General features: G+C 66.5%; 19 protein-coding genes, 1 tRNA gene and 1 pseudogene. 10 read left to right on the top strand and 11 right to left on the bottom strand.

The features are described 5' to 3' along the window. From SOM28_RS19330 to SOM28_RS19320, 3 genes are all read right to left on the bottom strand, one after another. The gene (locus SOM28_RS19330) at positions 1 to 2,883 is read right to left on the bottom strand and encodes a hybrid sensor histidine kinase/response regulator (protein WP_320469109.1); all 2,883 of its coding nucleotides are present in this window, start codon (positions 2,881 to 2,883) and stop codon (positions 1 to 3) included. A gap of 221 nt (positions 2,884 to 3,104) precedes the next feature. Next, entirely contained in the window at positions 3,105 to 3,299 is a 195-nt protein-coding gene (locus SOM28_RS19325) for a YbdD/YjiX family protein (RefSeq protein WP_123070577.1), read from the bottom strand. Then, on the bottom strand, positions 3,299 to 5,365 hold the full coding sequence (locus tag SOM28_RS19320) for a carbon starvation CstA family protein (protein WP_123070576.1): 2,067 nt from the start codon (positions 5,363 to 5,365) through the stop codon (positions 3,299 to 3,301). Before SOM28_RS19320 ends, SOM28_RS19325 begins: the two co-directional genes overlap by 1 nt. 203 nt (positions 5,366 to 5,568) lie before the next feature. Between SOM28_RS19320 and SOM28_RS19315 the strand changes: the two genes are divergently transcribed. The 6 genes from SOM28_RS19315 (at position 5,569) to tssA (ending at position 12,509) form a co-directional block, all read left to right on the top strand. Further along, positions 5,569 to 6,942: a cache domain-containing protein gene (locus SOM28_RS19315; RefSeq protein WP_123070580.1), complete on the top strand. Its 1,374-nt coding sequence runs from the start codon at positions 5,569 to 5,571 to the stop codon at positions 6,940 to 6,942. Beyond that, positions 6,932 to 7,576 carry a response regulator transcription factor gene (locus tag SOM28_RS19310; protein ID WP_123070575.1) on the top strand — a complete coding sequence of 215 codons (645 nt, stop codon included), beginning with the start codon at positions 6,932 to 6,934 and terminating at the stop codon, positions 7,574 to 7,576. The genes SOM28_RS19315 and SOM28_RS19310 overlap by 11 nt, the downstream gene beginning before the upstream one ends. A 92-nt stretch (positions 7,577 to 7,668) precedes the next feature. After that, positions 7,669 to 8,844 carry an HDOD domain-containing protein gene (locus SOM28_RS19305; protein ID WP_320469108.1) on the top strand — a complete coding sequence of 392 codons (1,176 nt, stop codon included), beginning with the start codon at positions 7,669 to 7,671 and terminating at the stop codon, positions 8,842 to 8,844. Next, entirely contained in the window at positions 8,837 to 10,891 is a 2,055-nt protein-coding gene (locus SOM28_RS19300) for a putative bifunctional diguanylate cyclase/phosphodiesterase (RefSeq protein ID WP_320469107.1), read from the top strand. Before SOM28_RS19305 ends, SOM28_RS19300 begins: the two co-directional genes overlap by 8 nt. Before the next feature lie 159 nt (positions 10,892 to 11,050). After that, positions 11,051 to 11,140, top strand: a tRNA-Ser gene (locus tag SOM28_RS19295). A gap of 187 nt (positions 11,141 to 11,327) precedes the next feature. Then, positions 11,328 to 12,509, top strand: coding sequence for a type VI secretion system protein TssA (tssA, locus tag SOM28_RS19290; RefSeq protein WP_320469106.1), 1,182 nt, complete (start codon positions 11,328 to 11,330; stop codon positions 12,507 to 12,509). A gap of 37 nt (positions 12,510 to 12,546) precedes the next feature. Here tssA and SOM28_RS19285 read toward each other — a convergent pair whose 3' ends face one another. From SOM28_RS19285 to SOM28_RS19260, 6 genes are all read right to left on the bottom strand, one after another. Next, the gene (locus SOM28_RS19285) at positions 12,547 to 13,038 is read right to left on the bottom strand and encodes an META domain-containing protein (protein ID WP_123070567.1); all 492 of its coding nucleotides are present in this window, start codon (positions 13,036 to 13,038) and stop codon (positions 12,547 to 12,549) included. Positions 13,039 to 13,192: 154 nt separating this feature from the next. Continuing rightward, complete coding sequence (locus tag SOM28_RS19280; RefSeq protein ID WP_229415005.1) at positions 13,193 to 13,849, bottom strand: potassium channel family protein; 657 nt, start codon at positions 13,847 to 13,849, stop codon at positions 13,193 to 13,195. Positions 13,850 to 13,889: 40 nt separating this feature from the next. Further along, positions 13,890 to 15,218: a TrkH family potassium uptake protein gene (locus SOM28_RS19275; protein WP_123070565.1), complete on the bottom strand. Its 1,329-nt coding sequence runs from the start codon at positions 15,216 to 15,218 to the stop codon at positions 13,890 to 13,892. Positions 15,219 to 15,230: 12 nt separating this feature from the next. Beyond that, positions 15,231 to 16,451, bottom strand: coding sequence for a Na+/H+ antiporter NhaA (gene nhaA / locus SOM28_RS19270; RefSeq protein WP_123070564.1), 1,221 nt, complete (start codon positions 16,449 to 16,451; stop codon positions 15,231 to 15,233). Positions 16,452 to 16,755: 304 nt separating this feature from the next. Beyond that, entirely contained in the window at positions 16,756 to 18,189 is a 1,434-nt protein-coding gene (locus SOM28_RS19265) for a carboxylesterase/lipase family protein (protein ID WP_320469105.1), read from the bottom strand. Positions 18,190 to 18,240: 51 nt separating this feature from the next. Continuing rightward, entirely contained in the window at positions 18,241 to 19,131 is an 891-nt protein-coding gene (locus tag SOM28_RS19260) for a LysR family transcriptional regulator (RefSeq protein ID WP_123070579.1), read from the bottom strand. Positions 19,132 to 19,428: 297 nt separating this feature from the next. Between SOM28_RS19260 and SOM28_RS19255 the strand changes: the two genes are divergently transcribed. From SOM28_RS19255 to SOM28_RS19240, 4 genes are all read left to right on the top strand, one after another. Next, the gene (locus SOM28_RS19255; protein ID WP_320469104.1) at positions 19,429 to 21,156 is read left to right on the top strand and encodes a diguanylate cyclase domain-containing protein; all 1,728 of its coding nucleotides are present in this window, start codon (positions 19,429 to 19,431) and stop codon (positions 21,154 to 21,156) included. Between the two features lie 20 nt (positions 21,157 to 21,176). Next, positions 21,177 to 21,908: a helix-turn-helix domain-containing protein gene (locus SOM28_RS19250; protein ID WP_123070561.1), complete on the top strand. Its 732-nt coding sequence runs from the start codon at positions 21,177 to 21,179 to the stop codon at positions 21,906 to 21,908. 178 nt (positions 21,909 to 22,086) lie between these two features. Continuing rightward, positions 22,087 to 23,064, top strand: coding sequence for a porin (locus tag SOM28_RS19245; RefSeq protein ID WP_123070560.1), 978 nt, complete (start codon positions 22,087 to 22,089; stop codon positions 23,062 to 23,064). 87 nt (positions 23,065 to 23,151) lie between these two features. Further along, the gene (locus SOM28_RS19240) at positions 23,152 to 23,586 is read left to right on the top strand and encodes a hypothetical protein (RefSeq protein ID WP_123070559.1); all 435 of its coding nucleotides are present in this window, start codon (positions 23,152 to 23,154) and stop codon (positions 23,584 to 23,586) included. Here the strand turns inward: SOM28_RS19240 and SOM28_RS19235 are convergent. Both SOM28_RS19235 and SOM28_RS26365 read right to left on the bottom strand, forming a co-directional pair. After that, positions 23,548 to 24,567, bottom strand: a complete 1,020-nt coding sequence (locus SOM28_RS19235; protein WP_320469103.1) for an SDR family oxidoreductase — start codon at positions 24,565 to 24,567, stop codon at positions 23,548 to 23,550. The genes SOM28_RS19240 and SOM28_RS19235 overlap by 39 nt on opposite strands. A 181-nt stretch (positions 24,568 to 24,748) precedes the next feature. Beyond that, positions 24,749 to 24,851: pseudogene (locus tag SOM28_RS26365) on the bottom strand (IS1595 family transposase); the annotation flags it as partial.

Here is a 24,851-nt window from a genome sequence, read left to right as displayed (position 1 = left end):
TCAGGATTCCTTTTCAAGCATGGCGTGGAGCGACTGGCGCACCGACTGGAATTCGCGCTCCATGTCGGCCAACAGCGGCGCGGCGCCGTCGACGCTACCGCCGCGGCCGAGCTGTTCGAGGTCGCGGCACGTCGCGGCCAGGCGCCCCGCGCCGATGTTGGCGCTGGCCGACTTGAGGCCGTGGGCGATGCGGCGCAGGCTCTCGGCGTCGCCCGTGCTCACTGCCTGGCGCAGCGCCTGCAGGTGGCGCGGGGTGTCGCCGACGTAGGCGTTGATTACTTTCTGCACCAGGGCGTCGCCGGCGTCGCGGCTCAGCGCGCGGATATTGTCGAGGGCGGCGCGGTCGACCGGGTCGCCCTTCGGCGGTGGCGGTGGGGACGCGGGAGGTCGCGGGGGCGGTGGCGCAAAGCCGAGCGCCAACTCGGGTTCGTCGTCATGGTGGCGCTCGGCCAGCACCGGCAGCGCGACCCAGCGCCCGATCACGGCCGCCAGCTGCTGCTGGGTAAAAGGCTTGGACAGGTAGTCGTCCATGCCGGCCGCGAGACAGGCTTCGCGGTCGCCCTGCAGCGCGTTGGCGGTGATCGCGATCACGGGCAGGGTGCGGGCGCGGCCCATCTCGCGCTCATGGCGCCGGATCTCTCCGGTCGCCGCGAAGCCGTCCATCACCGGCATCTGGCAGTCCATCAATACCGCGTCCCAGCCGCCGTCGTGCACCGCATGCAGCGCCTCCTGGCCGTTGGTGGCGCAATGGGTTTCCAGGCCCAGGCCTTCCAGCATGGCCCTGGCCACTTCGACGTTGACCGGATTGTCCTCGGCCAGCAGCACGCGCCGCGCGCGCCGCGCCGGCTGCTGGAGCGGCGCCGGCGCCGGCCGGGGAGCATCGTACGGCGCCGCAGCGGCAATGGCGGCGCCGGCCGGATGATGCAAGCGCGCCGCGCGCGCCGTCAGGCACGCGTACAGGTCGGCCGCGCGCGCCGGCTTGACCAGCTGGTAGGCCACGCCGGCCTCGCGCCGCTGGACCGGGTCGGCGGCCAGCTTTTCGGGGCTGAGCAAGACAAAATGGGTAGTGATCGGGGTCGAACGCGCCACCGCCTCGGCGCGCACCGAGGCCGCCAGCGCCAGGCCGCTGGTCTGGGTGAGTTCCATGTCCAGCACAGCCGCGTCATAGGGGCGGCCGGCGCGCGCCGCGCTCACCAGGTGTTCGAAGGCGGCCGCGGCGCTGCCCACGCCCTCGCAGTCCGCGCGCCAGGCTTCCAGCTGCTGCACCAGGTCCTTGCGGCTGGCCTCCTGTTCGTCCACCACCAGCACCCGCAGGCCGTCCAGCGTGTGCTGGCGGTGGCCCGGTGCATCGGGGTCGACGCGGCGCTTGTCGAAGCTGAGCGTGAACCAGAAGATCGAGCCCTGCCTGGGCGCGTTCTCGACGCCGATCGTGCCCTTCATGAGTTCGACCAGCTGTTTCGAGATGGCCAGCCCCAGGCCGGTGCCGCCGTACTTGCGGGTGGTGGAATCGTCGGCCTGCGAGAAGGCATTGAAGATGCGCGCGCGCGCGTCGCGCGAGATGCCGATGCCGGTGTCGTGTACCTCGAAGCGCAGCGCCACCCGCTGCGCGTCCTCGCCGGCCACGCGCACCCGCGCCATGATGCGGCCCTCTGTGGTGAACTTGATCGCATTGCCGATCAGGTTGGCCATGATCTGGCGCAGCCGGTTCGGGTCGCCGCAGATCGCCACCGGGATGTCGTTGGCGATGTCGAAGTCGCAGCCCAGGCCCTTGGCCGCCGCCTGCGGGGTGTAGACGTTGTGGATGTCGTCCAGCAGGTCCCACAGGTTGAAGTTGATGTATTCGATGGTCAGCTTGCCGGCCTCGATCTTCGAGAAGTCGAGGATGTCGTTGATGATCACCAAGAGGTGTTCGCCCGAGCGCTTGACCAGCTGGGTGTAGCTGCGCTGCGCCTCGGTCATCTCGGTGGCGAGCAGCATCTCGGTCATGCCAAGAACCCCGTTCATCGGGGTGCGGATCTCGTGGCTCATGGTGGCCAGGAAGCCGCTCTTGGCGCGGCTGGCCGCTTCGGCCGCGTTCTTGGCCTTTTCCAGCTGCTCGGTGCGCACGCCGACCTGCCGTTCCAGTTCGTCGCGATGGTGCAGCAGGGCCGCGCCGCGGTCCTCGATCTGGGCCAGCATGGTGTTGAAGCTGTCGATCAGCACGCCCAGTTCGTCGCTGCGCTTGTGCTGCACGCGCAGGGCGTAGTTCTGGCTGGCCGAGACTTTTTGCGCGGTCTGGATCAACCGGGCGATCGGCTCGGCGATGCTGCGCTTGAGCGGCCGCGCCAGTCCCAGCGAGACCAGCAGCGCGGCCCCCATCGCCAGCCCGATCACGACCATGCTGGCCAGGATCTCGAGCCACATCGGCAGCAGGTCGGCCTCGATCATGACCGCACCCACCGCCAGCTCGCCATGGCGCACCTCCTGCACCACGCGCATGTGGCGCGACAGCAGGACGCTGCCGGCGCGGTTGGCATCAATCAGGGTGTCGAGCCCGAGATCGTCGAGCGAGGGCAGTTCGGCGCCCAGGCGCGACGGCGCGCGGTACTCGGCCAGCGAGCGGCCGAAGCGGTCGTACAGCACTGCCGCCGAGATGTGCTGCTGCGCTTCCAGCGCCGCCAGCGTGGCGCCGGCCTGGCGCCGGTCGACCAGCATCAGGTCTCCCGACGTGGCCGCGCCGATCACGCGCGCGAAGGCGGCCAGTTGCAGGTGTTCGGCCTGGCGGTGGTTGATAATGGAAGTGACGGCAAAGGCGCAGAACACGAACAGCAGCGCGGTCGCCGTCGAAAGCAGCGAGAGGATGTTCAGCTTCCGGTTCAGGCTCGAGCGCTCGAAATTCTGCATCGTGGTTCCCGCAAACGGCACAGCGCAGCGGATCCGGCAACGGTGCAGATCCTCCTAGCGGGCAAGAACCCGCAGGAAAAAAATATACGCACTAGGGGAGGTGACAGCTTTGCGAATCCGCAAATGTGGCAAAGGGAACAATTCCATGTCGCAATTAGCATCGACGGGCGCAAAAAAGGGGCGCCCGCGGCGCCCCTTGTCGGATCAGTTCATGCCGCCTGTCAGCAGCACGACGCCCGGCTCCCCCCATAGCGCGCCTCCTGGCGCTCGCGGAAGAATTCCTCGTACGTCATCGCCGGTTTATCCGGATGGGTACGTTCCATATGCGCCAGGTAGGTGTCGTACTCGGGCAGGCCGACCATCAGCCGCAGGCTCTGCCCGAGGTAGTTGCCGGCCTGTTTCAGGGTGCCGAACATCACTGCACCTGCGGGGCAGGCATGGCGACGTACGGCGACTCCTTGGCGGTCGGCCCATTCGCGCGGCGCGCATCGATCACCGTGCGCACGCCGTAGAACAGCACCGCCAGCACCACGAAGATGAAGAAGCCGGCCAGGCTGGCGTTGACATAGTCGTTGAAGATGATGCGCTCCATGTCGAGGATCGACTTGGCCGGCGCCAGGATTTCGCCCGCGTCGTGCGCCGCCTGGTACTTGTTGGCGTGCGCCACGAAGCCGATGCGCGGATCGCTGTGGAAGATCTTCTGCCAGCCGGCGGTCAGCGTGCATGCCAGCAGCCACAGGGTCGGCATGATGGTGACCCACGCATACTTGGCGCGCTTCATCTTGAACAGCACGCAGGTGCCCAGCATCAGCGCGATACCGGCCAGCATCTGGTTGGCGATGCCGAACAGCGGCCACAGGGTGTTGATGCCGCCCAGCGGATCGACCACGCCCTGGTACAGGAAGTAACCCCAGGCGGCGACGCACAGGCCGGTGGCCAGCAGGTTGGCCGGGAGCGAGTCGGTCTTTTTCAGCGATGGAGCGAAAGCGCCCAGCAGGTCTTGCAGCATGAAGCGTCCGGCGCGGGTGCCGGCATCGACCGCGGTCAGGATGAACAGGGCCTCGAACAGGATCGCGAAGTGGTACCAGAAGGCCATCATGGCCGGGCCGCCCACCAGGTTCGACAGGATCTCGGCCATGCCGACCGCCAGCGTCGGCGCGCCGCCGGCGCGCGAGATGATGGTGTGCTCGCCGACGTTGCGCGCCATCTGCTCCAGCGCTTCCGGCGTGATCACGAAGCCCATCTGCGAGACTGCCTGCGCCGCCGATTGCGCGGTGGTGCCGAGCAGCGCGGCCGGGCTGTTCATGGCGAAGTAGATGCCCGGGTCGATGGTCGATGCGGCGATCAGCGCCATGATGGCGACGAAGCTTTCCATCAGCATGCCGCCGTAGCCGATGAAGCGCGCCTGGGTTTCATTCTCGAGCATCTTGGGCGTGGTGCCGGACGAGATCAGCGCGTGGAAGCCCGACACGGCGCCGCAGGCGATCGTGATGAACAGGAAGGGGAAGATATTGCCGGACCATACAGGGCCGGTGCCGTCGATGAACTTGGTCATGGCCGGCATCTTGAGGTCTGGCGCGACCACGATGATGCCGATCGCCAGGCCCAGGATGGTGCCGATCTTGAGGAAGGTGGAGAGATAGTCGCGCGGCGCCAGCAGCAGCCACACGGGAATCACCGCCGCCACGAAGCCGTAGCCGATCAGCATCCAGGTCAGTTCGGTGCCGGTGAAGGTGAACATCGGGCCCCAGGTCGGCGAATCGTGCACCCACTGGCCGCCGATGATGGCGAGCATGAGCAGGACGAAGCCGATCAGCGAAATCTCGCCGATGCGGCCGACCCGCACGTAGCGCGAATAAATCCCCATGAACAGCGCGATCGGGACGGTCGCCATCACGGTGAAGGTGCCCCACGGCGAACCGGTGAGCGCCTTCACGACGATCAGCGCCAGCACGGCGAGAATGATCACCATGATCATGAAGGTGCCGAGCAGCGCGATCAGGCCGGGGATCTCGCCCATCTCGGACTTGATCAGGTCACCGAGCGAGCGGCCGTCGCGGCGGGTCGACATGAACAGCACCATGAAATCCTGTACCGCACCGGCGAACACGACGCCGGCCAGGATCCACATCATGCCGGGCAGGTAGCCCATCTGCGCCGCCAGCACGGGGCCGACCAGCGGGCCGGCGCCGGCGATCGCGGCGAAGTGGTGGCCGAACAGGACGTTCTTATTCGTCGGGACGTAGTCGAGGCCATCGTTGAACTTGTAGGCCGGGGTCTGGCGCGTCGGGTCGAGCCCCATCACCTTGGTGGCGATGAACAGCGAGTAGAAGCGGTAGGCGATCAGGTAGACGCAGCCGGCGGCGGCGACGATCCAGATGGCGTTGATGGTTTCACCGCGCTTGAGCGCGATGTAGCCGAGCGAGAACGCGCCCAGGATGGACAAGGCGATCCATCCGAGCATGCTCGAGAGACGTTTCATGGGTGACTCCTCCGAAGTGGATTGATGCTTTTTGCGCCAGTACGTGCCGACGCCATTATTTACAGCATGCCGTTGAGTATCTTGCACTATTGTCAGTACCGCAAGCGCATGATTACGCAGTCCCTACGTAATGCTACGTAGATCGGTCCCTGCCATCGGACGTAGAATGCAGACCTTCGAATCAAAGCATGCGGAACAAGCATATGCGGCTGAGGCAAAAAGTGATCGTGCTGGCCGTCGTGCCACTGGTGGTGGCGCTGTGCGCGATCGCGCTCTACGTGCGCCAGCAGGGCGTGACCCTGGCGGCCGAACAGCGCGCCACGATCCAGCGCGCCTACCTGGCGAGCAAGGAGGCCGAGCTGCGCCACTACGTCGAGCTGGCGACCCGCTCGATCGCGCACCTCACCCGCACCGGCGACAGCGACCCGGCCACCCAGCAGGAAGCGATCCGCATTCTGTCGAGCCTGAGCTACGGCGAGGATGGCTACTTCTTCGTCTACGACACCCGGGGCAAGAACCTGATGCACCCGCGCCAGCCGGAGCTGGTCGGTACCGATATGTGGGAATGGCGCGACTCGACCGGCGCGCCGACCATCCAGCGCCTGATCGCACTGGCGGGTGGGGGCGGCGGCTTTTTGCGCTATACCTGGGCCAAGCCCTCGAGCAACCGGCCGGCGCCCAAGCTGGGCTACGTGGTGCCGATCGCGCACTGGAACTGGGTTATGGGCACCGGCATCTACCTCGACGACGTCGAATCGGCGCTGGCGCTGGTCGATGCCCAGCAGTCGCGCAATATCGAAGAGACGCTGCTGTGGATGGCGGTGCTGGCCACGGTGGCGGCGGTGGGCGTGGCCGGCGGCGGCCTGGCCCTGAACATCAGCGAGGGCCGGGTGGCCGACGCCAAGCTGAAAGCGCTGGCCCAGCGCGTGGTGGAATCGCAGGAAGAAGAACGCGCGCGCCTGTCGCGCGACCTGCACGACGGGATCAGCCAGGCGCTGGTCTCGGTCAAGCTGCAGCTGGAGGCCGGCATCATCCGCATCGATGGCGACGAAGCGCGGCGCGAGCAGGGCCGCGCGGGGCTGGAGCGCACCGTCGAGCAGGTGAAAACGCTGCTGGGCGAGGTGCGCCGCATCTCGCACGACCTGCGCCCGACCCTGCTGGACGATATGGGCCTGGCGCCGGCGCTGGACCACCTGGCGAGCGAATTCGGCGAGCACGCGGGCGCGCCGGTGCGCTTCCGCGCGGCCGGCGCGGTGGACGCGCTGCCCGAGATCGTGGGCACGGTGCTGTTCCGCATCGCGCAGGAAGCGCTGACCAACGTCGAGCGCCACGCCCAGGCGCGCCATATCGAGATGGTGCTCGAGCGGGTGGGCGACATCGTCAGCCTGTGCATCGCCGACGACGGCGTGGGCTTCGACATGGACGGCGTGGCCGTGCATCCCAAGCGCGGCATCGGGCTAAGGAATATGATGGAGCGCATGGAGGCGATCGGCGGGCGGTTCTCGATCGCGTCGTCGTCCACGGGCACCCGGGTGGTGGCCAGCATCGATTTGAAGGAGCAAGGCAGTGAGTGGTGAAGCAAGCGATAAAGCAAATGAGGTAAAAATCCTGTTGGTCGACGACCACCCGCTGGTGCGCGACGGCCTGCGCGCGCGGCTCGAGTCGGCGCCGCACCTGACCGTGGTGGCCGAAGCCGGCTCGGGCGAGGAAGCCCTGGCGCGGGCCGGTGAATTCCATCCCGACCTGGTGCTGATGGACGTGAACATGCGCGGCGGGAGCGGCATCGAGGCCACGCACCAGCTCACCGCGCGCTATCCCGGCATCGCGGTGCTGATGTTGTCGATGCACGACAAGCCCGAATACGTGAGCCAGGCCATGGCGGCCGGCGCGCGCGGCTATGTGCTCAAGGACGCGCCGGGCAAGGACATCGTGCTGGCCATCGAGACCGTGATGGGCGGCGGCATCTACTACAGCGCCGCGCTGGCGCGCCAGCTTGCCAATCCGGCCACGCCGAGCGACCAGCTGACGGCGCGCGAGCACGAAGTGCTCAAGCATATCGCCGCCGGCCAGTCGAACAAGCAGATCGCGCGCGACCTCGATTTATCGGTGCGCACGGTCGAGACTCACCGCCTGAATATCAAGCGCAAACTCGGCATCGAAGGGCAGGCGGAACTGATCCGTTTCGCGGTCCAGCGCGCCGGCAGTAACTGAGAGTGAACTCCCAATATCCACCGGGAAACATTGCTGTTGCTTTAAAGTATTCGGTGCAATAAGATTGACTGAATATTATTGAGAAACATCACATGGCCGAGCAGGGACATATTCCGCTGGTAGCAATCGACCCGGTCGCCAATGCGCAGAACGAATGGGTAGCGCTCAGCCTGCGGCTGGCGCCCGGCGCCGACCTGGCGCAACGCCTGCAAGCGATGTTCGCGGGCGCAGAACTGCTCACGGCGATCGCTCCGCTCGACTGCCTGCTGCACCTGGATGGCCCCGAGGCCCTGACGGTGCCGGTGCTGGCGCTGTTGCCGGCCAACCGCGTCGGCCTGGTCATCAAGGCCGAGGCGCTGGCGTCCGGCAGCGCCGCGCGCCAACTGGCCGAGCTGCACGCCTACGGCTATCGCGTCTGGCTCGACGGCGACATCCCCGAGGGCGCGAAGGCGCCGCCGGCCTTGCGCTCGGCGGCGCGCGACTGCCGCGCCCATCGCGACACTGCGCTGCAGCCAGGCCGCCTGGTCGCGCTGTTCGGACCGCACCTGGCGCACGGCGTCGACGGCGCGCGCCGCTTTTCCGAATGCGAGAACGCGGGCTTCGACTGGTTCAGCGGCGACTATCCCATCGATCCCGACGCGGCGCCATCGAAGGACGACGACGGCAGCTCGCGCCGCCGCATATTGACCCTGCTGGGCCTGTTGGCGCGCGACGCCGAATCGCGCGAGCTGGAAGACCAGATCAAGCAGGATCCGGCGCTGGCCTACCACCTGCTCAAGCTGGTGAACTCGGCGGCCTTCGCGGTGAATACCCAGATCACCAGTTTCTCTCATGCGATCACGGTGCTCGGCCGGCGCCAGCTGCAGCGCTGGCTGCAGCTGCTGCTGTACGCGCGCCAGCAGCCGGACGGCTTGCCGAACCTGCTGCTGCCGCTGGCGGCGCGCCGCGCGGCGCAGCTGGAAGCCCTGAGCCGGGAAGCGGGCGGAGATCGCGATGCACAAGACCTGGCCTTCATGACCGGCGTGTTCTCGCTGCTCGACCGCCTGCTGCACATGCCGATGGCGGCGATCGCGGCCGAACTGTACCTGCCGGACGACGTCGCCGGCGCCCTGGTCGACCGGCGCGGCCGGCTCGGCGCCTGGCTGCGGCTGACCGAGACCCATCCGGATGAGTCGCTGCTGGAGGAGGCGGGCGTGAGCCCGGCCGCCTGGTGGCACAGCCAGCTGCACGCCTGGCACTGGGCGATCCAGGTGGGCCGGAATGTCTGACCTGCGCGAACTGGATTCCTTCGACTTCGTCGGCGGCACGACCGCCGTCTGCGACGCCATCCTCCGCCTGCGCGGCGAAGCCCTGACCCTGGAGCTGGGCCGCCTGGCGGCACAGCTTACGGGCAGCCCGGAGGGGCGCTTCGTGCCGGGCGCCGGCCTGATCGAGCCGAATGAAGCAGGCGCGCGCATCCTGCGCCACGCAGTGGCGGCCGGCATAGAGCAGTTCGGCTGGTACGAAGTCAGCGGCGGCGACGGCTACTGTCCCGAGACCGAGCGCACGCTGGCGGCGCTGGCCCAGCTGACGGCCAGCCTGCTGCAGATGCACACGCTGGCGCAGCGCTCCACCCACGCCTATGCGCAGATGGAGGCGCAGCTGGCGCACCAGTCGCAGATCCTCGATCAGATCCACGAATCGGTGCTGACGATGGACCAGATGGGTTACATCACCAGCTGGAACCGCGGCGCCGAGCAGCTGTTCGGCTATACCGCGCTGGAAGCGGTCGGACGCAACATCCTGTTCTTGTACGCCGACGAAGACGGCGGCGACGACATGCAGCCCGACCTGTTCGCAGAGCAGGGCGGGCGCATGATGGAAGTGCGGCGCCGGAAAAAATCGGGCGAGGTGTTCTGGGCCAGCCTGTCGTTGTCTCCGCTGCGCGACCTGGCCGAGCGGCCGACGGGCCTGATCGCCTATCTCACCGACATCACCGAACGCAAGCAGGCCGAGGAACAGCTGCACCACCTGGCCTATTACGACGAGCTGACCGGCCTGCCGAACCGCACGCTGTTCGCGCGCCTGGTCGACCAGGCGCTGGCGGTCTCGCAGCGCAACGAGACGGCGGGCAGCGTGCTGTTCGTGGACCTGAACCGCTTCAAGCGCATCAACGACACGCTCGGCCGCCGCATCGGCGACGAGCTGCTGCGCCAGGTCGCGCAGCGCTTCAAGGACGCCCTGCGCGACGAGGACGTGGTGGCGCGCCTGTCGGGCGACGAATTCGCCGTCGGGTTGTCGGACATCCGCCAGCACTTTGAGGCCACCACGGTGGCGCAAAAGCTGCAGGCTTCGCTCGACGCGCCGTTCTTCATCGCCGGCCACGACCTGCGCGTGGGCGCCAGCATCGGCATCAGCGTGTATCCGCAGGACGGCAACGATGCCGAGACCCTGCTCGGCCTGGCCGACATCGCGATGGAGCGCGCCAAGCGGGCCGATGCCAATCCGGACCGCAGCGTCGCCTTCTACAGCCAGGACATGAACAAGGGCATGCAGGAGCGCATGCGCATCGAATCGGGCCTGCGCCATGCGCTGGGCAACGGTGAGTTGATCCTGTATTACCAGCCGAAGTTCGAGATCGCTAGCGGGCGTATCGTCGGCGCCGAGGCCCTGGTGCGCTGGGTGCATCCGCAGCGCGGCATCGTGCCGCCGTCGGAATTCATTCCGCTGGCTGAGACCACGGGGCTGATCGTGCAGGTGGGCGAGTGGGTGCTGGAGCAGGCCTGCGCGCAGGCGGCGATCTGGCAGAGATCCGGGATTTCGCCGTTCAGGCTGGCCGTGAACGTGTCGGCGCGGGAGTTTACGCCGTCGCTGCCGTCGCGGGTGGCCGATACATTGCGGCGCTATCAGCTCGATCCGTCGTGGCTGGAACTGGAGATCACCGAGAGCACGCTGATGCACGACTTCGAGCGCGTGACGGCGATCATGGACCGGATCACGGCGCTGGGGGTGTCGTTGTCGCTGGATGATTTCGGGACGGGGTATTCGAGTTTGTCGTATCTGAAGCGGTTCCCGATCCAGACCCTCAAGATCGACCGGTCGTTCACGACCGGGATTCCGAGGGATGCGAGCGACTGCGCGATCGCGGGGACCATCGTCAGCATGGCGCGGCAACTGTGCCTGCGCGTGATCGCGGAAGGGGTGGAGACGCTGGATCAGCTGGAATTCCTGCGCGAGGCGGGGTGCGACGAGGTGCAGGGGTACCTGTATGCGGCGCCGTTACCGGCGTATGAGTTCGAGCGGTGTTTGCGGGATAACTGGTTGTTGATTGGGTGAGCTGCGCGCCTGTGCAGGCCGGCTTCGTCCGCTTTAACCACTAACGTCCGCACGTCGTTCCCGCGAAAGCGTGAGCCCAAGGTGGTTTGCGTCACCGCGACGTGTGAACAACCTAACCTGACCAGCCTAGATGATTTATGTATAATGCCGGTTCCCTAGGGAAGCGTGGCCGAGTGGTTGAAGGCAGCAGTCTTGAAAACTGCCGACGGGGGAACCCGTTCGTGAGTTCGAATCTCACCGCTTCCGCCAAGCATACTGAACAAGAGCCCCACAAGTTGGGGCTTTTTTCGTCATACACGGCCAATTCCAGCCTACACAGCCAGGAAGCTGCGCCCTCCGCGCAAGTGGCGATAACTTCGAGCGACAAGAAAAGACATGGACCAATCCCGTCACGAGCGCAATAATCGTGTCGAGACCATCCATCATTTTCCGCCACATGACCGATATCGACGTTACCCAGCCAGCCTCGCCACTGAGCGCCGAACACCACACCGAACTGGAGTCGCTCCTCCACCCAATCAGGGACGACCTGCCCACCGGACCGCCGATCCGCTTCGACCCCATTTTCGACGTATTACGCGAGGCGCGCCGGGAAGACGATCCGAGTCTGCCGATGGGCGCGTGGGACAAGCCTCGGAGGCGCGCCGATTGGGCCAGAGTCGAGGAGGGCTGCAAGGCGGTATTGAAGAGACACGCCAAGGATCTGCAGATCGCCGCCTGGCTCACCGAAGCCTGGACGCACCGGCATGGTTTCGAAGGGCTCGTGCGCGGTCTGCTGCTGGTAGAGGGCCTGCTCGTGCGTTTCTGGGAGACCGTGCATCCGCAGGTGGACGAGGATGGCGACCCCGGATATCGCGTGGCGCCGCTCGAGTGGATGAACAGTTCGTTGGCGACGACGATCAGGATGCAGGTTCCAGTGCTGGGCCAATCCGGCGAGCCGCTCGGGCAATTCAGCCTGGCGGACTGGGAACGCATGTCGAGCGACGCGTCGTCGCCGGCTGCGCAAGAGAGGGCGCGCAGGGCGGCGGACGAAAGCGGCCAGCCGCTGCAGGCGCGTGCCGACGTCATCGACCATGCCAGGGCTCGTCGGGGCGCGGACGCCGAGCGCAGCCTTCAGCAGGTTCGCCATTGCGTGGCAGCCGCGCTGTCGATCGTCAGTGTGACCCAAGCGCGCCTGGGTGAGGATGCGCCGGATATGTCGAGGCTGTGCGATACACTGCGCGCGGTCGAGCGTGTATTGCTGCAACTTGGGGCCACTGGCGACGCCGGCGCCGTCCCTCGTGATGCGGCGCAGGCGCAACTCGGCGCGGTCGTGGGCAAGATCCTGCACGAGCAAGCTATGCCTGACGATGCTGCCCCGACGAGCTACACATCGACCGGCGAAGCCTCGCCGCCGGATGTGTCGGAACTACTCGGCCGGCGCATCGACGCCATCTGCAAGGCGGCGGGTATCCATGCGCCAGGTAATGCCGAGCGCCTGATGGCGATGCAGATCGGACTGCTGCGCGATCAGAATACGATCCTGCAAGGCGCCACGAGGGAAGCGGCAGATACCGCTTGCGCAGAGTTTACCGCGCTCGTTGGCGCCGTTCTGTCCAGCAGGGTGACGACCCGCTAGATCGGCGCCGTCCGCTGATGGAAGGAAGCTGGCACGTTCACCGGGTGGCCGGTGTGGTCGTCTCCGGTTTCCAGACATAGATGCCCCCATCGGCCATCAGGCTCAAGGACAGCATCCCGCCCTGCATCATGTATGAGCGAACATACGCCATATCCCTGGCGATGCGGCTGTCGAGCGACCCTGGCGGGCACATCGCCCGCGTCATCGCCAGGTTGCTGAACGTAAGTGTGCCCCGGCCCGGCTCGCTGGTCCCCATGGTGTATGACGTCGAGCCCCGATTGCAGTCGAGCTGGAACGCGGCGCGGCCGTCCGGGGCCAGCTGCATGGTATAGACCCGGTCCGGCGCCGGCCGCGTGGTGCCCGTGGCGTCGTCCATCGACTGGATTTCGTGCAGGCGCCAGGTCGTGCCGGTCAAGGCGATGGCCTGGGTGTCCCGTGCGGCGGGGTTGGTCGATGGCGCCGTGCCGGTGCTGCAGGCGGCGCACAGGACGGTTGCGAGTGCGACGGCAATACTCGATGGTTTCGACATGGTTGGTTTCCTCACGCGTGCCCGGGACCGTCCCGGTGGTTTTCTTGGGGATGTGTATTTTTATCATCATCCCATGCGAGCGTCCACCACAGGTGCACAGTTGAGCCATCCGATCATCGGTGCACGACGCCCCCCGGGCTCTGCGCCAGCTTGTCTACGTCGCCTTGCGCTTCTTGCCCCCGGCCGCGAACATCTCGATCTTCTTGGTCGGCCCCGACACGATCAACAGGTCGGCCGATCGGATCGTCGTTTCCGGCAGCGCATGCTGGAAATCCTCGTTGGCGCGCTTGACGCCCACCACCGTCACGCCGAAGCGGGTGCGCACGTGGGCTTCGGCCAGCGTCCGGTTGTGGGTCTCGGCTGGCGCATTGATCTTGGCAATCGCAAACCCGTCCTCGAACTCGATGAAGTCCATCATGCGCCCGGTGATCAGGTGCGCCACGCGCGCGCCCATGTCGGCCTCTGGGTAGATCACGTGGTGGGCGCCGATGCGCTGCGCGATCTGGCCGTGCTCCGGCGTCATGGCCTTGACCCAGATGTCCTTGATGCCCAGTTCGGTCAAGACCATCAGGGTCATCAGGCTGGCCGCGAGGTCCGAGCCGATGCCGACGATCGCGTGCGAGAAGTCGGCCACGCCCAGCTGCAGCATCACGTTCTCGTTGGTCGAGTCGGCCTGCACGGCGTGGGTCAGGCGGTCGCCCCAGATCTGCACCAGGTCTTCGCGCGTGTCGATGCCCATGACGTCATGGCCCAGGCGCATCAGCGACTGCGCCACCGCGCCGCCAAAGCGTCCGAGGCCGATGACGACCACGCTGTCGCCAGAGGAAAACGCAAACTGCTCTGTGAAAATTCTACCCAACAATTGGATGCTCCTCAGGATAACGGTAAGGCATGCGCCGCTCGCCCAGTACCAGCGAGGTCGCGAAGGTGATCGTGCCGACCCGGCCCACGAACATGAGCAGGGCCAGCACCAGCTGGCCGGAGGGCGGCAGGTCGGCGGTGATGCCGGTCGACAGGCCGGCGCTGCCGAAGGCGGCGATCACCTCGAAGATGACCTGGTCGGTCGGGAAATGCGAGATCCGCAGCAGGGCCACGGTGCCGAAGGCGACGACGACGCTGCCCAGCACCAGCACCGTGATCGCCTGGCGCTGGGCGGACGAACCGACCCGGCGTCCGAAGGCCTCGGTATCGGTGTGGCCCTTCGCCTCGGCAATCACCAGCAGCACCAGCACCGCCACCGTGCCCACCTTGACCCCGCCCGCCGTGCCCGCGCTGCCGCCGCCGATGAACATCAAAAAATAATGCAGGGCCCAGGTTTCGCGGGTCAGCGCCGCCACGTCGACCGTGTTGAAGCCGGACGTGCGGGCCGCCGCCGACATGAACATCCCGTTCATGAGCTTGTCGACCAGGCCAAAGGCGCCCAGGGTCTGGGGATTCTTCCATTCGAACAGCAGGATGGCGACATAGCCCAGCAATAGCAGGATCAGGGTGCCGGACAGGGTCAGCTTGGTGTGCAGCGACCAATGGCGCGGATCGCGGAAGCGGTGGCGCAGGTCGTGCAGCACCGGAAAACCCACGCCGCCGATGATGGCGGCGAGCATGACCGGCACCAGGATGCCGGCGTCACCCGCATAGCGGATCATGCTGTCCGGGTGGATCGAGAACCCGGCGTTGTTGAAGGCGGACACCGCATGGAACAGGCCGACCCAGCCGGCCTCGCCCCAGGCCATGCCGTAGTCGGATTGCAGCCTGAGCGTCAGCATCGCCGCGATCGCCAGCTGGAACAGCACCGACACCACCAGCACCACCCGCGCCACGCTCGAGATGTCGCCCATGCCGATCGAACGCGTTTCGGTCTGGGTCATCAGGCGCGTGCGCAGCTTGGGCGAGCGGTTCACCATGAGGCCGAGCAGGGTGGCGGCGGTCATCATGCCCAGGCCGCCCAGCTGGAACAGGACCATGATCGTCGACTGGCCGAAGCCGGACCAGTAGGTTCCCGTATCGACCAGGATCAGTCCGGTCACGCACACCGCCGACACCGAGGTGAAGAAGGCCACCATCAGCGGCACGGCGCTGCCGTCGGCGCGCGCCAGCGGCAGCATGAGCATGGCGGTGCCCGCGAGGATCGCCAGCAGGAAGCCCAGGGCGACCGCGCGCGCGGGGTGGATGACCTTGTTCATTGGTGGCCTGGTTTATTTCGCTTGCGTGGGCGGATCGACGTCGAAGTCCATGGTGTCCAGGTCGCGGTCGGAAGCCAGCGGCGCGCCCATGAGCTTGAGCCAGACGAAGCCGATCGTGCCTGCAATCACCGAAGCGGCCAGGATCGACATCTTCGAGGCGTTGATGATATCCGCATGCCCCACGAACGCAAGGTTCGTGATGAAGATCGACATCGTGAAGCCGATGCCGCCCAGCATGCCGGCGCCCAGCACGTGGCGCCAGGCCAGGTCGAGCGGCAGGCGGCATACGCCGATCGCGACCGCCGCAAAGCTGAACAGCAGGATGCCGACCGGCTTGCCGAGCACCAGGCCGACCAGGATGCCGAGGCTGTTGAGCGAGGCCAGCTCGCCGGCCCAGTCGGCGCCGATCACGATGCCGGTATTGGCCAGCGCGAAGATCGGCAGGATCAGGAAGGCCACCGGCTTGTGCAGCGCGTGTTCCAGGCGGTGCGATGGAGAATTGGCATCGTCTTCCAGCGCCGAATAGGGAATGGTGAAGGCCAGCAGCACGCCGGCGATGGTGGCGTGCACGCCCGACTTGAGCATCAGGAACCACATCAGCGCCCCGCCCAGCAGATAGGGCCACAGGGCCAGCACGCGCAGGTACTTGTTCATCACGCGCAGCGCCACGAAGACCGCGAGGGCGCCCGCCAGGTAAGCCACCGACAGCTGGGCTGTATAGAACACGGCGATGACGATGATGGCGCCCAGGTCGTCCATCACGGCCAGTGCGGTCAGGAACACCTTGAGCGAGGCCGGCACTCGGTTGCCCAGCAGCGCCAGCACGCCCAGGGCGAAGGCGATGTCGGTGGCCATCGGGATGCCGACGCCGGGCTGGGTCGGCGTGCCGCCGTTGAGGGCGAAGTGGATCCCGGCCGGCACCACGATGCCGCCGGCCGCCGCCAGGATCGGCAGCATGGCGTTGCGCAGGTCGGACAATTCGCCGTTGTACATCTCGCGCTTGAGTTCGAGGCCGACGAGCAGGAAGAACACCGCCATCAGCAAGTCGTTGATCCACAGTTCGACGGTGAGGCCGCCGAGCGGGATGTGCCAGAAGCCCAGGTAGGAAGGGCCCCACGCCGAATTGGCGATGGACAGGGAAACCAGGGTGCACAGGATCAGGATGGCGCCACCGGCCTTGCCCGATGCAATGAATTCTTGGAATGTATGGGAGAGTCGTCGTTCTATGCGCATAAATGTTTTCCAGCCGCGACGGCGCATGCGCCGTCCGGTATGTCTCATGAATTGGCAGCCGACGGTCCGGCATGGCCGGGAATGGGCCAGCGGGGGGCGGATGAAAGCGGGAAGCGGGGCGGCCAAGAGGTGGCCGGAATGATGCAACGATACTGGGTGAGTGTCATGGTAGACGTGCGTAGCCGAACCGCGTGGCGGCCCGACCAGCGCAAATCCTGTCATACCTGAGCGGTATGATCACCCAAGCAATATTATAGACGATGCGCGATGCCCGCGGCGCCCCAGTGGTGCGCCGCAGGTCGGGTCAAGGGCGGGCTGCTGCAGCGGAGTCGATCTCGGCGCCCCACGGATCCTTCTGCGCCACCGGCTTGCCCTCCGCCGCGAAATCCATCAGCTGGTCGCCCGAGCGCGCATAGCGCGGCCAAGCCGGCAAGCCCGCCCCATTCGGATCGCCGCGCTTGGCGAAGTTCACCATATACGTGCTCATCGCCTTGCCCACGGCGATGTCCTTGGCCGTCGCCTGCTCGCCGTACTTGACCGCCACCGTATCGAAGAAGAAGGGGATGTCGGTCGCATGGCCGGCGCCGGCGCCTGGTTTGGCGACGGAATCGGCCACGTACGAGAAGCGGTAGGCGTACACCGGCACGCCGTGGTCGGCCAGCGTCGCCGCCAGGCTGCGCGCGCCTGCGACCATATAGCCGGTCTTGCCGCCGATGTCGGCGCTGGTGGCGCCGATCATCACCGGCACCTTGTGCATGCGGCCGGCGGCGAAGGCGGCGCCCGAATCGATCGCCAGCCTGCCATCGGCGAACGGCCCGTGATAGGTCGGCATGCCCTGCATCCTGAAGTTGGCCAGGTTCATCCCGTCGACGACGCTGTCGGCCGGCAGCGCGCGCAGTTTGTCGAGCGCCTTCGGATCGTCGGCGGCGATGCCCTTGGCGACCGCGAAGTTCACGCCGACTTTTTCGGCGCCGGCCAGCGGCGTCGGCGCCGTGCCGCCATCGCCGCCTGACATCACGACGGCCTTGGCGAACAGCCCACGGCTGGCTGGCGACGTGAGCAGGAAATTGACCGACATGCCGCCAGCCGATTCGCCGCTGATGGTGACGTTGGCCGGATCGCCGCCGAAGTTCGCCACATTGCGCTTGACCCATTCCAGCGCCGCGACCTGGTCCATGAAACCGTAGTTGCCGAGCGCGGCTTCCTGGCCGACCTTCTGGCCGGCTTCCTGCGTCAGTTGCGGATGGGCGAAGAAGCCGAAGCGGCCAATGCGGTAATTGAAGCTGACCACCACCACGCCCTGTTTCGCCAGCTCGGCGCCGGAATAGGTCGGCGGCGACGAGCCGCCGTTGACGAAGCCGCCGCCATAGATCCAGACCAGCACCGGGAGCTTGCCTTTGGCGTTGGCCGGCTTCCAGACGTTCAGGTACAGGCAGTCTTCATCGGGCTTGGTACCGAGCGGCGCGGCGTCGCTGGGGAAGGGCAGTTGCATGCAGTCCGCGGCGTAGCTGGTGGCCTGGCGCACTCCGTCCCAGGACTGGACGGAGTGCGGCGCGCGCCAGCGCAGCGCGCCCACCGGCGGGGCGGCAAAGGGGATGCCTTTCCAGCTGGCGATGCCGGCGTCGAGCTTTCCCTCCACCTTGCCGCTGTCGATCGTCACCACCGGGCCCGCGAGCGATATGGGGGCGGCGATGGCCAGGGCGGCGGCGAGCAGGGGGCGGAAGGGGGAACGCGGCATCGGGGTCTCCTTATTGAATAGGTAAGCGTGTCTTCATGGTAACCGAATCGCTCAGCCGAAGCCGGCGAACGCATCCTTGAGGAAGTCGACGAATACCCGCACCCGCGGCGACAACTGGCGGCTCTGCGGATACAGCACATACACGGGCAGCGCCGGCGGCGCGAGCTCGGGCAGCAAGACCTCGAGTTCGCCCCCGGCCAGCTCGCGTTCGACGCGGTAGCGCGGCACCTGCACCAGCCCCAGGCCGGCAAGCGCGCCGGCCGTATACATATCGGCGCCGGTCACCGAGACCGGGCCTGGCAGGGTCAGCTGGCGCAGCGCACCGTCGACCAGGAATTCGAGCGGATACGGCTTGCCGGTCGCCGAGGAGATGAAGTTCACGGCCTGGTGCTCCCGCAAGCCGTCGAGCGTGGCGGGCCGGCCATGGCGCTCCAGGTATGCAGGGCTGGCGCACGTCACTTGCGCGATCTGCGCGATTTGCTGGGCCACCATCGACGAGTCCTGCAGATTACCGACGCGCAGCACGCAGTCGATGCCTTCGCGCACCAGGTCGACCAGCCGGTCCCCTTCGCCGATCTGCAGTTCGATGCCCGGATAGCGCGCCAGGAAGGCCGGCAGGCGGGGCGCCACGACCCGGCGCGCCAGCGTGGCTTGCAGGTTCACACGCAGCAAGCCGGTCGGCGCTGCGCGGGTGAAGACGCTTTCCATTTCACCGAGATCGGCCAGCAGGCGCACGCAGCGCTCGTAATACGCTTCGCCATCGAGCGTCGGCGCGACCACCCGCGTGGTGCGGTCCAGCAGGCGCGTGGCGAGCCGCGCTTCCAGGCGTTTGATCGCGTTCGTCACGGTCGCGCGTGGCAGCGACAGCTCGTCGGCCGCGAGCGTGAAACTGCGCCGCTCCACGATGCGCGTAAAGATCTGCATCTCCTGGAAGCGGTCCATATGGGTGGTCATCGATATCTTCCTTGTGGCAGTCGGCAAAAACGAATAGTGACACGGTCGAATGTCTTATTCCCCATATTCGATTTTTCCGGAAATGCCCGTTCTAGAATGGAGAGAAATGAATACAATTTTTTGCTAAAAGAAATGCTACGACGACTTCGGCTTGCGTTAAAGTGTTGCATTCTGTCCAAAATCCCCGGTGACTAATAAATTTCCTTTGTGCATTGTTTCCAGGGATGAACTCACCCTTGGTTTCAGCGCTATGATGACGGGTTATTACGTTTACGCAAATCTCTTATGCAAGGTCTGCTCTGCAAATTTCGCCTGTCCACCCTGATGACCTTGGCAGTGTGCATCACCGTGGCATTGACCGTAGCGTTGCAGTTGGCGGTGGTGAACCATTTCGCTGTCCGCCAGGCGAATGCCGAAGCCGAGTTGCGCCTGCAGCAACTGTCGTGGCAGATGCGCGATGCGCTCAATCGGGTCGTCGACCAGGCCGTCGGCGATGCCCGCCTGCTGGCTGCCTTGCCGTCGGTGCGCCAGGCACGCAATCCCGCGGTGGCGCGGGTCACGCTCGAGAGCCTGCAGCAGACCTTCCCTGACTATGCCTGGATCGGCATGGCCGACAACTCGGGCAAGGTGGTCGCCTCGACCATGGGGCTGCTGGAGGGGAACGACGTCAGCATGCGTCCCTGGTTCCAGGTTGGCCGCGATGGCGTGCGCGCCACCGACTACCACCCGGCGCTGTTGCTGGAAAAGCTGATGCCGCAAAGGCCCGACCCCTGGCGCTTCGTCGACGTCTCGACGCCCGTGTTCAGCCAGGAGGGCGAGCTGTTCGCCGTGCTGGGCCTGCACCTGAGCTGGGAATGGGCGCGCCGCCAGGCGCAGATGCTGCTCACGCCGGCGCTGCGCGAATATGGCGCCGAGATCCTGGTCGTGCGCGCCGACGGCACCGTCATGCTCGGGCCGCAGGAGCTGGTCGAGCAGAAAATCGATACCGCCAGCCTGCGCCGCGCCAATATGGGCGACACCGGCGCGCTGCGCGAGGCGTGGCCGGGCGGGCGCACCTATCTGACGGGATTCAGCCAGACCGGCCACGCCGGCAATCCGGCGACGCTGCAGTGGTCGGTGCTGGTGCGGCAGGATGAAGAAAAAGCCCTGCAGGGCGCCAGCGAGCTGAAGCGCCGCATGCTGGCCTGGAGCACATTACTGGGCCTGCTGCTGGTGCTCGCGGCCGCGCTGCTGGCGCGCCGGCTGGCGCAGCCGATGGCCCAGCTGGGCCAGGCGATCGAAAGGGTGACCGAAGCCACGGCGAGCGGGAAAGACTTGCCGCCGATTCCGCAGATCAGCGGTTTCCATGAAGCGAACATGTTGTCGGGCACGATGCGCGACCTGGTCAGCAGCGAAGCGCAGTACCGGCGCGCGCTGCAGCAGATGAACGAGCATCTCGAAACGGCGGTGGCCGAACGCACCGCCGAACTCAATGCGCTGCTGCTGCGCGACGTGCTGACCGGCTTGCCGAACCGGCGCGCGCTCATGGAAGCATTGCCCGAGACCATGGCCCGGGCCTCGCGCAGCACGATGCCGGCGGCGCTGCTGTTCATCGACATGGACGGCTTCAAGGCGGTCAACGACACCCACGGCCACGAGGAGGGCGACGAGCTGCTGCGCCAGTTCGGCGCGCGCCTGGCCGCGGCCGTGCGCAAGACCGACCTGGTGGCGCGCCTGGCCGGCGACGAATTCGTGGTGGTGCTCGAGATGCTGGCCAGCCCGGGCGACGCCGAAGATACCGCGCGCAAGCTGCTCGCCTGCATCCGCGAACCCTACTCCTTGCGCACCACCGACGTCACGGTGGGCGCCAGTATCGGCGTGGCGCTGTTCGCGCCCGCCGACAAGCCCGACCTCGATGCCTGGCTGGCGCGCGCCGACCATGCGATGTACGCCGCCAAGCGCGACGGCAAGAACGCCGTCAGGCTGGCCGCGGTGCCGGTCTGGCACGCGGCGGTGACCGGTACCGTTTCCTGATCGTTCCTCGAGTTCCCATCATGACCCAAATCAGCCAGATTATCGCCACCCTCAAGCGCCAGCTGAAGCTGCAAGGCTTGACCTACCGCGACGTTGCCGTCGCGCTCGACCTGTCCGAGCCCAGCATCAAGCGCTTGTTTGCCAGCGAGCAGTTCACGCTCGAGCGCATCGTGGAAATCTGCAGCCTGCTCGGCTTTACGCTGGCCGAGATCGCGCAGGAAGCCCAGAACGGCCAGCGCCGCCTGCGCACCCTGAGCGCCGAGCAGGAGAGTGAACTGGTGCAGGACGACAAGCTGCTGCTGGTGGCGGTGTGCGCGCTGAACCATTGGCGCATGCTCGATATGCTCAGTGTCTACCGGCTGAGCGAGGCCGAGTGCCTGCAATACCTGCTGCGCCTCGACCGCCTGCAACTGATCACGCTCTTGCCCGGCAACCGCATCCGGGTCAATGTGGCGCGCGACTTCGACTGGCTGGCCGACGGCCCGATCCGGCGCTACTTCAATGGCCAGGGCATGCCCGAGTTCGTCGCCGGTGATTTCGACGGGAGCGGCGAGACCCTCGACTTCGCGCACGGGATGTTGACCGACAGCGCGCGCGCCAAGCTGCAGCATGAGCTGCGCTTGATGCGCGCCCGCTTCGCCCAGTTGCACGAGGAAAGCCTGGCCGCGCCGCTGGCGCAGCGGCGCGGCAGTGGCTTGCTGCTGGCGCTGCGCGAATGGGAGCCGGCCGCTTTCGCCGCGTTGCGGCGTTGAGGGCGACATTTCTGGAAATCTCGTAAAGATTGCACCGGTTCACCATTCGGTGTACGGTGGACATCAATGCCCTGTGCGCCGTATCAAGGGCGAGCCGAAACTCTCGGTTATGTGAGGTATTAGACAGATCAGGTTGCCATAACAGGCGGATAGTAGGTGTCAGGGAGAGAATGACGCCATGAGAATGTCCATCGTCGCATTGGCCGTGCTCGGAGGGAGCGCGGCGTGCGCTTCGGCGCAGAACGAACCGGCCCGTCCGCATGCGGAGGTTGCCGGCGCCGGGGCGATCCAGGAAGCCGTTTGCGGGGCCGACTGCCTGGCCGAGCTGCAGCTGGCCGCGCGCGCCGAGACGGTGCCGGCCGAGTCGTCCATCTTTACGCGCGAGACCGAATCGGAGATTCCGCTTTCGTCCGAGCGCGAGTGGCGCAGCAGCGTCACCGCCGGACGCCAGTACAACCTCGACTACACCGCCCTGAACGACGTCGGCGATCCCTTCCAGGGCGGCCTGGCGGCGCAGTCGGCCCCGCGCGGGATGCGCGCCGACGACAGCGAGGGCTTCGAGGGCCGCTTCGCCGGCGTCAGCGCCGGCGCCAAGTGGCGCAAGGGCGACGTCGACGGCTCGCCGTCGGGACGCGCCTGGGGCATGACGGTCGGCGTCAACCTGGGGCCGCTCAATATCCGCGCCGCCCACCAGAACCGCAACGTGGCCAAGGTCACCCGCTACAACGAGGTCGATATCACAATGGCGGCCCGCAATTCCATCGTCGCCGCCAATATGCGCTTCGACTGGGGCACGGCCTATACCGCCTACAGCGCCAACCGCGGCTGGGGCAATTCGCCGCTGTTCAATCCCGACAATCCCTATGGCGCCAGCGTCGCCGCCACGCGCTCGACCGACAGCCGCGACGTGCTGATGGGGGTGGCGGTGCCGGTTTCGCGCCAGACCACGCTGCTGGCGTCCTACGTGCGCCGCAACGACCGCGATCCCGCCAACGACGATGCGCGCCAGCTCGCCGTCGGCGCCACCTATGCGATGTCGCGCCGGATGGATTTCTATGCCGCCTACTCGCGCGTCCAGCACCTGGCCGGTGCGCACCTGGGCGTCAAGCCGGGCAATGGTTCCTCGCTCAACGTGGGCATGCGGCGCGCGTTCTGAGTTCCGGCGCGCCGCCCTGCGCTGCGACACCGCGCGGCGAAATTCAGTACTCTGTCTCCATGGTTCATCAACACTTATGGAGGCACTATGACTGGCACCAGCACACTTGATCCGGACAACTTCCCGGAACGCCCAGACCGCAACCTCGGCAAGGGCCACGGCATCGACGCGCTCGGCCCGAGCGATATCTCGGACACCGGCAGCGACGTCGTCGGCGGCCCTGGCTTCGCCGGTAATCTCGATCCCGAACAGATGCTCGACTTCGATGAAGGCACGACCTCCGACCTCGAAGCGAGCCACGCCGGCGACACCGCCGGGCCGGACGTCGGCGACGCCGATTTCTCGGGCGACAGCGACGTGGGCGGCACCGGCGAACGCGCCGCGGCCGGCCGCGACGCCGTGTCGAGGGACGGCGCCGACATCGACACCGACCGCATCGAGTCCATCCCCGATCTGCCGCTGACCGAGGAGGACACCGAGTTCTTAACGAGCCGTCCGCCGACTCAGGGCGAAGGCCGCTAGCAGGGCGCCGCCGCCCAGCAGGGCGGTGGTGATCTGCTTCGAGCGCAGCTGGGCCGCGGTGTACGGGCTGCGCTCATGGGTCTGGTAAATGCCCTGGCGCTCGCGCAGTTCGCGCGTGTGGTCGGGCTTGTGCAGCGCGTCGCGCCGGCCCGGGTCGGCCGGCGCGTCCGACTTCTGGCCCTTGAACATGGTCGCAGTCACGTATTTGTCGAAGGCGCGCGGCAGGAAGCGGGCGCCCGACGAATTCATCTTGGCCGCGCCGCCGACGAACACGTCGCGCTTCGGATGCTGGGCCGCATACAGGATGGCGTCGGCCACCAGCTCGGGCGCGTACACCGGCGATGGCAGCTTCGGTTCCTTGTCCATGTAATTCTTGGCGTGCACCGCGAACATGGTGTCGATGCCCGACGGCTTGACCAGGGTGACCGACATCGGCGCGCCTTCCTTTTCCAGTTCCATGCGCAGCGAATCGGTGAAGCCTTTCACCGCATGCTTGGACGCCGCGTACATGCCCTGCAGCGGGATGCCGTGGTCGGACAGTTCGCTGCCCAGGTTGATCAGGGCGCCGCCGCCGCGCAGCTTCATGCGCTTGACCGCTTCCAGCGAGCCGTTCACGACGCCCCAGAAATTGGTCTGGAACAGGCGGTGATGGTCTTCCGGCGAGATGTCCTCGATGCGGCCGAAGATCGAGATGCCGGCGTTGTTGACCCAGGTGTCGATGCGGCCGAATTCGCGGATGGCGGCGTCGCCGATGCGCTCGATGTCCTCGATCTTGCCGACGTCGGCGGTGACGGCGATGACGTCGGCGCCGCGCGCGCGCAGCTCGGTAACCAGCTCCTCCAGCGCAGCGTCGGCGCGCGCCGCCAGCACCATGCTGGCGCCGCGCTCGGCGGCCATGCGCGCGGTCGACAGGCCGATGCCGCTGGTGGCGCCGGTGATGACCATGACTTGTTCGTTGATCTTGCGGAGTTTGACTGACATTGGTGATCCTTTCCGTGTTCGGGTAATGCGGGGAAGGACCGCCGCGTTCGCGACAGCGATGCGCGGCAGGCCACGGGTTAGTGAATTGTTCACTTCGTGACCGAGTTTGCTATTTCAAGGGATTTTTTGGCGCGCGGGTGAAGCGATGCGCCATCCGCCGAAAAAAAAGGCGCTGTCATCGTTACCTGTTGATGACCCCGAATGCAATACGCAGCAATTGCTCGACAGAAGTGACTCGGCCGCCATCGAGCGCCCACTGCCAGCCCAGATAGTTTGGGAGCCAG

Source organism: Massilia sp. CFBP9026 (assembly GCF_034045165.1).
GTDB classification, from domain to species: domain Bacteria; phylum Pseudomonadota; class Gammaproteobacteria; order Burkholderiales; family Burkholderiaceae_D; genus Telluria; species Telluria arenae.
The sequence above is the reverse complement of the archived record's forward strand: the minus strand, read 5'-3'. Positions and strand labels throughout refer to the sequence as shown.

Excerpts from the sequence above, each read along its gene's own strand:
- SOM28_RS19330 (WP_320469109.1), bottom strand. The coding sequence starts at position 2,883 with ATGCAGAATTTCGAGCGCTCGAGCCTGAACCGGAAGCTGAACATCCTC.
- SOM28_RS19325 (WP_123070577.1), bottom strand. The coding sequence starts at position 3,299 with ATGTTCGGCACCCTGAAACAGGCCGGCAACTACCTCGGGCAGAGCCTG.
- SOM28_RS19320 (WP_123070576.1), bottom strand. The coding sequence starts at position 5,365 with ATGAAACGTCTCTCGAGCATGCTCGGATGGATCGCCTTGTCCATCCTG.
- SOM28_RS19315 (WP_123070580.1), top strand. The coding sequence starts at position 5,569 with ATGCGGCTGAGGCAAAAAGTGATCGTGCTGGCCGTCGTGCCACTGGTG.
- SOM28_RS19305 (WP_320469108.1), top strand. The coding sequence starts at position 7,669 with ATGGCCGAGCAGGGACATATTCCGCTGGTAGCAATCGACCCGGTCGCC.
- SOM28_RS19300 (WP_320469107.1), top strand. The coding sequence starts at position 8,837 with ATGTCTGACCTGCGCGAACTGGATTCCTTCGACTTCGTCGGCGGCACG.
- tssA (WP_320469106.1), top strand. The coding sequence starts at position 11,328 with ATGACCGATATCGACGTTACCCAGCCAGCCTCGCCACTGAGCGCCGAA.
- SOM28_RS19285 (WP_123070567.1), bottom strand. The coding sequence starts at position 13,038 with ATGTCGAAACCATCGAGTATTGCCGTCGCACTCGCAACCGTCCTGTGC.
- SOM28_RS19275 (WP_123070565.1), bottom strand. The coding sequence starts at position 15,218 with ATGAACAAGGTCATCCACCCCGCGCGCGCGGTCGCCCTGGGCTTCCTG.
- nhaA (WP_123070564.1), bottom strand. The coding sequence starts at position 16,451 with ATGCGCATAGAACGACGACTCTCCCATACATTCCAAGAATTCATTGCA.
- SOM28_RS19265 (WP_320469105.1), bottom strand. The coding sequence starts at position 18,189 with ATGCCGCGTTCCCCCTTCCGCCCCCTGCTCGCCGCCGCCCTGGCCATC.
- SOM28_RS19260 (WP_123070579.1), bottom strand. The coding sequence starts at position 19,131 with ATGGACCGCTTCCAGGAGATGCAGATCTTTACGCGCATCGTGGAGCGG.
- SOM28_RS19255 (WP_320469104.1), top strand. The coding sequence starts at position 19,429 with ATGCAAGGTCTGCTCTGCAAATTTCGCCTGTCCACCCTGATGACCTTG.
- SOM28_RS19250 (WP_123070561.1), top strand. The coding sequence starts at position 21,177 with ATGACCCAAATCAGCCAGATTATCGCCACCCTCAAGCGCCAGCTGAAG.
- SOM28_RS19245 (WP_123070560.1), top strand. The coding sequence starts at position 22,087 with ATGAGAATGTCCATCGTCGCATTGGCCGTGCTCGGAGGGAGCGCGGCG.
- SOM28_RS19240 (WP_123070559.1), top strand. The coding sequence starts at position 23,152 with ATGACTGGCACCAGCACACTTGATCCGGACAACTTCCCGGAACGCCCA.
- SOM28_RS19235 (WP_320469103.1), bottom strand. The coding sequence starts at position 24,567 with ATGTCAGTCAAACTCCGCAAGATCAACGAACAAGTCATGGTCATCACC.